Annotated in this window: 8 protein-coding genes and 1 pseudogene; 2 read left to right on the top strand and 7 right to left on the bottom strand. The window is 69.1% G+C overall.

Features of this window, described 5'->3' with window-relative positions; genetic code table 11:
* Nucleotides 1-150: 150 nt before the first annotated feature.
* Entirely contained in the window at nucleotides 151-1,128 is a 978-nt protein-coding gene (locus tag PMI12_RS25540) for a Bug family tripartite tricarboxylate transporter substrate binding protein (protein ID WP_007838339.1), read from the bottom strand.
* A gap of 36 nt (nucleotides 1,129-1,164) precedes the next feature.
* A complete protein-coding gene (locus PMI12_RS25535) occupies nucleotides 1,165-2,859 on the bottom strand; it encodes an acyl-CoA dehydrogenase family protein (protein WP_007838338.1) in 1,695 nt (564 codons plus the stop codon).
* Nucleotides 2,860-2,951: 92 nt separating this feature from the next.
* On the opposite strand from PMI12_RS25535, the gene PMI12_RS25530 reads away from it, so the two are divergent.
* Nucleotides 2,952-3,932, top strand: a complete 981-nt coding sequence (locus PMI12_RS25530) for a LysR family transcriptional regulator (protein WP_007838337.1) — start codon at nucleotides 2,952-2,954, stop codon at nucleotides 3,930-3,932.
* Here the strand turns inward: PMI12_RS25530 and PMI12_RS25525 are convergent.
* The 4 genes from PMI12_RS25525 to PMI12_RS25510 form a co-directional block, all read right to left on the bottom strand.
* Entirely contained in the window at nucleotides 3,929-4,963 is a 1,035-nt protein-coding gene (locus PMI12_RS25525) for a serine/threonine protein kinase (protein WP_007838336.1), read from the bottom strand. The genes PMI12_RS25530 and PMI12_RS25525 overlap by 4 nt on opposite strands.
* Nucleotides 4,964-4,997: 34 nt before the next feature.
* Nucleotides 4,998-6,113, bottom strand: a complete 1,116-nt coding sequence (locus tag PMI12_RS25520) for a DUF2855 family protein (RefSeq protein WP_007838335.1) — start codon at nucleotides 6,111-6,113, stop codon at nucleotides 4,998-5,000.
* A 160-nt stretch (nucleotides 6,114-6,273) separates the two neighbouring features.
* Entirely contained in the window at nucleotides 6,274-6,699 is a 426-nt protein-coding gene (locus PMI12_RS25515; protein ID WP_007838334.1) for an organic hydroperoxide resistance protein, read from the bottom strand.
* 92 nt (nucleotides 6,700-6,791) lie between these two features.
* Nucleotides 6,792-7,247 carry a MarR family winged helix-turn-helix transcriptional regulator gene (locus PMI12_RS25510; protein ID WP_007838332.1) on the bottom strand — a complete coding sequence of 152 codons (456 nt, stop codon included), beginning with the start codon at nucleotides 7,245-7,247 and terminating at the stop codon, nucleotides 6,792-6,794.
* 124 nt (nucleotides 7,248-7,371) lie between these two features.
* On the opposite strand from PMI12_RS25510, the gene PMI12_RS25505 reads away from it, so the two are divergent.
* Entirely contained in the window at nucleotides 7,372-8,979 is a 1,608-nt protein-coding gene (locus PMI12_RS25505) for a glycosyltransferase family 39 protein (RefSeq protein WP_042674346.1), read from the top strand.
* Nucleotides 8,980-9,000: 21 nt separating this feature from the next.
* Here the strand turns inward: PMI12_RS25505 and PMI12_RS25500 are convergent.
* Nucleotides 9,001-9,192: pseudogene (locus PMI12_RS25500) on the bottom strand (ABC transporter permease); the annotation flags it as partial.

The raw sequence follows: 9,192 nt of genomic DNA, 5'->3' as shown, positions 1-9,192 counted from the left end.
CTGGTGTGCGGCCGATCAACAGGTGCTCTGAACGATCACGTCGATGCGGGGGCCTTTTTCGCGAAATAAAGGAGGAGGCCGAAGGCCGGGGGACATTCGCGAAAAAGGTCACCGCGTCGGCGTGAGCGCGTCCCGAACGAGGCCATGAACTCAGTCCAGCTGCGCCCCAGACTTCTTCACCACGTCCTTCCACTTGGCCGACTCGGCGCCAATGAACTGCCCGAGCTTCTGCGGCGACGTATCGGCGGGCACCTCGAGGCCCTGGGACGCGAACATCTGCTTCACCTTGGGCGAGTTGAGCACCTCGGCGAAGGCATGGTTGAGCTTGGTCACGCGGTCGGCGGGCGTGCCGGCCGGCGCGACGATGCCGAAGAACACGCTCACGTCGTAGCCCTTGTAGCCCTGCTCGGAGATCGTCGGCACGTCGGGCAGCACCTGCGAACGCGCGACCGTGGCCACGCCCAGCGCGCGCAGCTTGCCGGCCTTGACGTAGGGCAGTGCGGTGAGGATGTCGGTGAAGGTCATGCTCACCTGGTTGCCCAGCAGGTCGTTGAGCGCGGGGCCCGTGCCCTTGTACGGAATGTGCTGCAGGTCGGTGCCCGCCACCGAGTTGAACAGCACGCCCGCGAGGTGCGACGACGCGCCGTTGCCCGACGAGGCATAGCTCAGCTTGCCGGGGTTGGCCTTGGCGTAGGCCACGAGCTCGGGCACGTTCTTCACCGGCAGCGCAGGGTTCACCACCAGGATGTTGGGCAGGTAGCCGACCTGGATCACCGGCGCGAAGCTTTTCACCGGGTCGTAGTTGATCTTGCGGTACAGGCTCGCGTTGATGGCCAGCGGGCCCGAGGTGCCGAACATCAGTGTGTGGCCGTCGGCCTCGGCGCGCGCCACGTACTCGGCGCCGATGTTGCCGCCCGCGCCCGCACGGTTCTCCACGATCATGGGCTGGCCGAGACGATCCTTCATCCCGGCGGCGAGCGTGCGCGCCATCGCGTCGGTGGGGCCGCCCGGCGGGAAGGGGACGACCAGCATCAGCGGCTTGGTTGGAAAGGCATCGGCCGCGTGAACGACCGGCATTGCCGTCATGAACGTGGCGCAGGCGGCCAGCAGGAAGGTGAGGCGTTTCAAGGGATGTCTCCGATTCTTGTGAATTGACAAAGAGGCTCAGGCGAGCGCTTTCGCAGGGCGCACCGCGGCGGCGTTCCAGTCCGCGGGCATGGCATCGGGCGAGAGCGGGTCGCGCGGCAGCACGCGGTGCAGCAGCACCAGTTGCGCCCAGCGCATGCGCGCAGCGGAGCCGCCGTGCGCAGCCTCCCAGGCCATCGCGATGGTGCTGGTGCAGTGGTAGAGCGCCGAGGCGGCCTGGCGCGCGAGCACGTCGCCGCCTTCGCGCGCGGCGGTTTCGGCCAGCGCGGCGGCGCGCTCCAGCGCATCGCGCAGCGCCTTGGCGAAGCCGGGGGCGAGCGCCGCGTCGTCGAGCAGCTTCTCGCAGTGCGCGCGCAGCACCGGCAGCGAGCCTTCGCGCTTCACCGCGCGGATCACGTCGAGCGCCACGATGTTGCTCGTGCCCTCCCAGATCGAGCCCAGGTGGGCGTCGCGCACGAGGCGCGCGTCGCTCCACTCCTCGATGTAGCCGCAGCCGCCGCGCACTTCCATCGCGTCGCCCGTGACCTTGCGCGCATCGCGGCAGGCGCGGAACTTGATGAGCGGCGTGAGGATGCGCAGCAGCGCATAGGCGTCGGTCTCGCCGGCATCGGAGCGAGCCAGCGCCAGGGCGGTCTGGCACACCATCGTGCGTGCCTGCTCGGCGGGCAGGCGCAGCTTGTCGAGCTGGCGCTGCATCAGCGGCATCTGCTCGAGCGTGCGGCCGAAGGCGCGGCGTTCCGAGGCGATGAACTCGGCCTCGGCCACCGCGCGGCGCATCAGGCCGGCGGCCCGCACGCCGTTCGACAGGCGCGAGTTGTTGACCATGTCGGCCATCTGCACGAAGCCGCGGCCCGCTTCGCCCACGAGGTACGCGACCGCGCCTTCCAGGCGGATCTCGCCGCTGGCCATCGAGCGCGTGCCGAGCTTGTCCTTCAAACGGATGATGCGGTAGTGGTTGAGGCTGCCATCGTCGAGCCGGCGCGGCAGCAGGAACAGCGACACGCCCTTCATGCCCGCCGCGCCATCGTCGGCGCGTGCGAGCACCATCGCGAAGTCGGCGTCGGGGTTGGAGCAGAACCACTTGTCGCCGGTAAGGCGCCAGCTGCCATCGGCTTCGGCGTGCGCCATGGTGGCGGTGGCAGCGATGTCGGAGCCGGCGGCCTGCTCGGTCATGAACATCGCGCCCTGCGCGAGTTCGTCGAAGTCGAGCGAGGTCAGGCGCGGCAGGTACCTGGCGACCAGCGCGGGGCTGCCGAACTTCTTCAGCGTGCGCGTGAGCGAGTCGGTCATCGACACCGGGCAGCACAGGCCGAACTCGGCCTGCACGAACAGGTAGGTCAGCACGTATTTCACGAGCGGCGGCATCTTGCCCTTCCAGCCCAGCGTGTCGTCGCGGTGCGAGATGGCGGCCAGGCCGAACTCGGCGAGCGCGAGGCGCTCCATCTCCACGTACGCGGGGTGCTTGACGACCTTCTGCTCGTCGAGACCGGTGCGCGTGCGCTGCTTCAGCGTGGGCGGGTTGCGGTCGGCGGTGCCGGCCAGCTCGTCGAGCAGGCCGCCCGCGAGGCCGCCCAGGCGCTCGAAGTGCGGCTGCATATGTTGCCGCAGGTCGTCGGGCAGGTAGAGCGCGAGCAGGGCGTGCAGCTCGGCATCGGTGGTGAACAGGTTCTGGCCGTGGCGATCGGGAATCGGGTGGGCGTGCTCTGCGGACATGCGCTTTGTCTCCTTGGTTCGCCGCATTGTTGAAGCCGCGACGATCCGTGTCTAATATCAATTTGGTCTTGTTCGATTCGATCTGACTATCCATGGAACTGCGGCACCTGCGCTATTTCTCCGTGCTCGCCGAAGAGCTGCACTTCGGGCGCGCGGCGCGGCGCCTGTCGATCTCGCAGCCGCCGCTGTCGGTGGCGATCCGGCAGCTGGAGGACAACGTGGGCGCGCGGCTGTTCGAACGCAACAGCAAGGAAGTGCGGCTCACGCCTGCCGGCGAGGCGCTGCGCATCTCGGCGCGGCGCGTGCTGTTGCAGGCGGAAGAGGCCGCCATCGAGGCGCGCGATGTGGCGCTGGGCTCGGCGGGTCGGCTGCGCATCGGCTTCGTCGGCGCGATGCTGTACCGGGGCTTGCCGCAGGCGCTGCGTGCCTTTCAGGCGAAGCACCCGGCGGTGCGCATCACGCTGAGCGAACTCAACTCCGGCGTGCAGATTGCCGAGTTGCTGAACGCCCGGCTCGACCTCGGCTTTGCCCACACGCGCCGCGTGCCCCTCGAACTGCAGCACCGGCTGCTGCTGTCCGAGCCCTTCGTGGCCTGCCTGCCGGCCGGGCATGCGCTGGCCCGCAAGCGCGTGCTGGCGCCGGCCGATCTGCGCGAGCAGCCCTTCGTGCTGTTCTCGCGCGAGGCCTCGCCCGACTACCACGAGCGCATCCTGTCGATCTGCGCCGACGCGGGCTTCCTGCCCGAGGTGCGGCACGAGGTGCGCCACTGGCTGGCCGTGGTCTCGCTGGTGTCGCAGGGCATGGGCGTGGCGCTGGTGCCGCAGGCGATGCGGCATTCGGCCTTGCGCGGCGCGGTGTTCAGGCCGCTCGACCGGGTGGTGGCGCAGTCGGAGGCCTATGGCATCTGGCGAAGCGGACCGGCCAACGTGCTGGTCGAGCGGCTGCTGCAGGGCGTGGCCGACGTCCAACCGGCCGCCGCCGGGCCGCCCCAAGGCGGTCGGGCCTTCCCCACGGGGGGTGGCGAATTACACGCAGCGAAGCGAATTGAAAAGCCGGGGGGCCGGCATTCCTAGGCGTAGAGCGGCTCTTCCGCCATCTGCTCGCACTGGTCTTCCAGCACGAGGATCTGCCCCTTCCAGTAGTCGCTGGAGCCGAACCACGGAAAGTTGATCGGAAAGATCGGGTCTTCCCAGCGCCGTGCCAGCCACGCGCTGTAGTGAATGAGCCGCAGCGTGCGCAGTGGCTCGATCAGCGCCAGCTCGCGCCGGTCGAATTCGCGGAACTGCTCGTAGCCGTCGAGCAGGCCCGACAGCTGCGAGGTGCGCTGTGCGCGGTCGCCCGACAGCAGCATCCACAGGTCCTGCACCGCGAAGCCGGTGCGCGCGTCGTCGAGGTCGACGAAGTGCGGGCCGCCGCCAGGGCGGTCGGTGGGCGTCCACAGGATGTTGCCGGGGTGCACGTCGCCGTGCAGGCGCAGCTTGCGGGGCTTGAAATCGGAGGCCGGCGGCTGCAGTGCGAGAGCGGTTGCGCGGACCATGTCCAGCGCCGCGTTGCAGGCCGTTTCCCAGTCGCGCTGCACGTCGAGCGGGATCTTGTCGTTCTCGAGCAGCCAGTCGCGCGAATCGAGGCCGAAGGTCTGCAGGTCCAGCGCCGGGCGGGCCTCGAAAGGCTTGGCGCTGCCCACGGTGTGGATGCGCGCGAGGAAGCGGCCCACCCATTCGAGTACTTCGAAGTCGTCGAGCTCGGGCGCGCGGCCGCCGCGGTAGGGGCTCACGCTGAACCCGAAGCCGGCGTGGTTGTGCAGGGTGCGGCCGTCGAATGCCAGCGGCGCCACCGCGGGCACTTCCGCCGCGGCCAGTTCGAGCGAGAAGCCATGCTCCTCGAGGATCTCGGCCTCGCTCCAGCGGCCGGGGCGGTAGAACTTGACCACCACCGCCGAGCGATCCTCCAGGTAGACCTGGTAGACCCGGTTTTCATAGGAGTTCAGGCCGGTGAGCCGGCCGTCGCCGTGCAGGCCGAGGGTCGCGAGCGCGTCGAGCACCACGTCGGGCGTGAGGCTCTCGTAGGGATGGGTGTTGGCGGGCGCTGCGGGAGAAGGGGTCATGCAGCGATTGTCGCCACACGGGCCCCGGGGGGCGTTACAGCCCGCCCGGTTGCTTGTAAAGCGAAAGGATATGCCCGGTGCGCGGGTCGCCCTTGCCGGCCAGCACCTGCGCGTAGGCGGCCTGCACGGCTTCGCCGCCATGGTGGTGCTCGGCGTGCAGCCAGGGGTTGTTGACGTCGGTCACCGTGGCGAGGAAGTTGCGCCAGGCCGCCACCATGCGCCGGCCGAATTCGTCCGTGCCCCATTCAGCGGTGCGCTTCCTGATCTGCGCCGGTGCGAAGAACAGTGTGGCGCGCGGGCCCGACAGGGCCTTGCCCGCGCCCTTGGAGGCGAGTTGCTCCACGTGCGTGCCGCCGATCGAACAGCTGTACTTCAGATTCGTGAAGCGCTCGCGGATGGCGTTGCGCAGCCCGCCGTTGCCGGCGAAGTCGACGTACACGCAAGGCGTGTCCGCCGCGATGCCGTCGAGCGCGTCGTAGGTCACCACGCGGTGGTAGCAGCCCAGGCTTTCGCAGAAAGCGACATTGGCTGGCGAGGTCAGGCCGATCACCTCGATGCCCTTGCGCTGGTGCAGCTGAAAGGCCGTGCCGTAGGCCGTCTTGCTCGATGCGCTCGACAGCAGCATGGTGCTCGCGCCGAAGAAGTCGTTGTCGGCCATGAAGTCGTCGATGAGCCACGAGGTGATGAACAGCGGGCGCAGCAGCGCCTGCAGGTCTTCGGTCTCGGTGGTGTAGAGCGGGTCGGCGTTGCAGCGGAAGTACTGGTTGTAGACCGCGGGCAGCTCGGCGCGGTGCGCGGCGGCGTCGGTGAAGCGCGCGACCGACAGCCGGTCGGGGCTCAGCACCGCGCTCGAGGCCATCGGCCAGTAGCCGTAGAGCCGCTCGCCCACCGCCACGCCGGGGTGCAGCGACTGCACCACGCTCGCAAAGCCCCACACCGGAATGCTGCCCCAGCCTTCTTCCTCGGACGGAAAGAACTGCCAGTAGCTCATCGCCTCGCCGAAGGCGGCGTAGGTGATGTTGTTGGAAGTGAGCGCAAAGCTGTCGATGCGCACGCGCACCTGGCCGTCGGTGAGCGGCTCGTCGCTGGCGGTGTGCAGGCGCGTGGTGGCGAGCTGGTCTTTGCGGATGAGAAGGCTGGTGGTGCTCATGAGCGAGGCTCCGGGCGGTTGGTATGCGGCTACGTTAGCCAGCCTCGATGAAAGGCGCCACCGCGCGGCGCGTTTGCGCGTCACCCGTGAGACATCGGCGGGCATAAAAAAAGCGACCCGGCTTGTGGCCAGGTCGCTTCTTCGCGTGTGCAACAAGCGGTCAGGCGATCGTCAATTCGACGTCGATGTTGCCGCGCGTTGCGTTCGAATACGGGCACACCTGGTGAGCGGCGTCGACCAGCTTCTGCTTGGCGTCGGTGTCCAGGCCGGGCAGCGTGATCGCCAGCTTCACGGCGATGCCGTAGGCGGCGCCGCCGTTGGTCGGGCCGAGCGAAACGCTGGAGTCGATGGCGACGTCCTCGGGCACCTTCACGCCGATCTTCGGGCCCACGGCCTTCATCGCGCCGATGAAGCAGGCGGCGTAGCCGACCGCGAACAGCTGCTCGGGGTTGGTGCCGGGCTTGCCGGAACCGGGCGAGCTCAGCTTGACGTCGATGGCGCCGTCGCTGGACTTGCCTGCGCCGTCACGGCCGCCGACCGTGTGGGCTTCTGCGGTGTAGAGCACTTTGTCGAGCTTGGTGGTCATGGTGATTCCTTTGGTGATGATGGAGGAGGGTGGTGAAAAGCTTCGTTCTTTCCCGAGGGGGCGATCGAAGCGGGAGAAAAAGTTGCGCTGCGTCAGGCCGCTTTCCTGATGCGGTCGCGCAGGGCCTGGATCTGCTGGGTGAGCGAAATCAGCTCGGGCACCGAGCACTGGGCCGCCGCCATCAGGCACTCGGGCACGCCGGCCGCGCGGCCCTTGAGCTTGCGGCCGGCGGATGTCAGCGTGATGTGCACGCGGCGCTCGTCGGCCACGTCGCGCACGCGGGCCACATAGCCGTTGGCCTCGAGGCGCTTGAGCAGCGGCGTGAGCGTGCCGGAGTCCAGAGACAGGCGATCCCCGAGCGCGGAGACCGTGGGGCCGTCCTGCTCCCACAGGGCGAGCATCACGAGGTACTGGGGGTAGGTGAGCTGCAGCTTTGCCAGCACCGGCTTGTAGAGCCGCGTCATGGCCAGCGAAGCGGAATACACGGCGAAACACAGCTGGTTGTCCAGCTTGAGCATTTCGTCGGCGGGGGCTGGGGTGGAGCGCATGGGTCGAATTGTAGCGAGCAATTGAATTGTGTGCAATGTAAAGACAAGGTAAACAGCGTGCCACACTTAAGGCTTTGGTTTCGCTCCCGCTTTCCGTTCCGCCCAGCACCCCGCCCGATTCCGTATGCGCCCCTCTCCGATTCCTTCGGCAGGAACCATTCCGGCCCGCGCTGTTCCGTCTCCCGCCGCGCATCGCGACATCCTGTGGGCCCTGGGTGCAATGCTGCTGCTGTGGACCCTCTCGATCGCCGGCTTCTACCCGACCCCGCCCTGGGACAACGTCGAGGAGCTGTTCTGGGGCGGCAGCTTCGAATGGAGCTACTACAAGCATCCGCCGCTGCCGAGCTGGCTGATGGGCGTGCTGATCCACTTGGGCGGACGCCAGCCCTGGCTGACCTATGCCGCCGGCGTCGGCTGCGGGGTGGGCGCGCTCTACCTCGTCTGGCGCTGGTCGACCGCGCTGGTCCATCCGGCCCGCGCGGCTCTGGCCGTTCTGCTCGGCTCGCTGGTGACCTACCACGTGCAGCGCGCGGTCGTCTACAACCACAACACCGTGCAGCTGCTGCCGCTGGCCGGCTACTGGTGGATGCTGTGGCGCGTGCTGCATGCGCCGTCGTCGTCGAGGCTGCGGGACTGGGCCTGGCTCGGTGTCTTTGCGGCGCTGTCGATGCTCACCAAGTACAGCGCGGTGGTGCAGTTCGCGGTCGGCGCGGCCTTCATCGTGAGGCAGGGCCAGTGGCGCGACGCGCAGGTGCGGCGCGGGCTGCTGCTGGCGGGCGGCGTGGCGTTGCTGCTGATGGCGCCGCACCTGTGGTGGGTGCTGGAGCACTCCGCGCGGACGATCGCCTACGCGCGCCATTCCGTCCAACCGGCGGGTGGGCACGGGTACGGCCTGCGCCATCTGGTGCACGTGTTCGTGGTGCAGGTGGCCCGGCTGTCGCCGATGCTGCTGCTGGCCGGCTGGGCCTGGTTCACACGCGCCTCCGTGGCGCCGCCGCCGCTGTCCTCGGCCGCCACGCCGGGACTGAGTGCGTTCGACCGGCGCTTCCTGGCCTGGGCCACGCTCGGGCCCGCGTGCCTGGTGTTTCCCGCGGCCATCCTGCTGAAGATCCCGCTGGCTGCGTCCTGGCTCACCACCTTCTTCCTGCCGGCGGCGCTGTGGGCGGTGGCCGTGCTGCCCGGCCTCGAGGCGGAGCGCTGGAGCCGCCGCCGGTGGCGCGGCGTCGTGGCCACCGTGGTGGTGCTGCATGTGGCCGGCGCGCTCGGCCAGGGGTGGGTCGACGGCGTGCTGAGCAGGCGGCTCGGCTACATCACGCGCGCCAACCTGCCGGCCGGGGCAGTCGCCGATGCCTTGCGCGCCATCTGGCACGACCGCGCCGGCGACCGGCCGTTCAGGCTGCTCGTCGGCGACACCTGGTTCGCGGGCGCGGTGGCGCTGAAGATGGACCCGTCGATGCAGCTGCTGATCGACGGCGACGAGCGCAACTCCCCCTGGCTGGCCCCCGGCGCGCTGGAGCGTGAAGGCGGCATGGTGCTGATCCTCGACACGCAGGAGTTCCGCTCCGAGGGCGCCTTGCTCGAACCCCGGCTCGCGCAGGCTGATTGCCGCGGCACGCTGGACATTCCCTGGGCCGGCACCGACGAGCGCAACAGCCTGCGCGTGCGCTGGGGCATCGTGCTGCCGCACGGCGAGCATGGGGCGAAGAACTGCGGGGCGCACGCGCGTCAATGACGCCGACGCCGCCGGGGCCCGTCAGCCCCTGAACCGCTTGCGCGTCAACGCCAGCGCGATCCAGAAGGCGACGACCGCATAGACGGCCAGCACCGCCGCGTGCACCCACCGGTTCGCTGGCCATTGGTCCATGAACAGCGGCCGCACCAGCGCCACCGCGTTGGTCAGCGGCAGCCACGCCGCCACGGCCCTCACCGCCGAGGGCAATTGCTC

It is taken from the genome of Variovorax sp. CF313 (genome assembly GCF_000282635.1).
GTDB lineage: Bacteria > Pseudomonadota > Gammaproteobacteria > Burkholderiales > Burkholderiaceae_C > Variovorax.
Note: the sequence above shows the minus strand (reverse complement) of the source record. Positions and strands in the feature narration are given on the sequence as shown.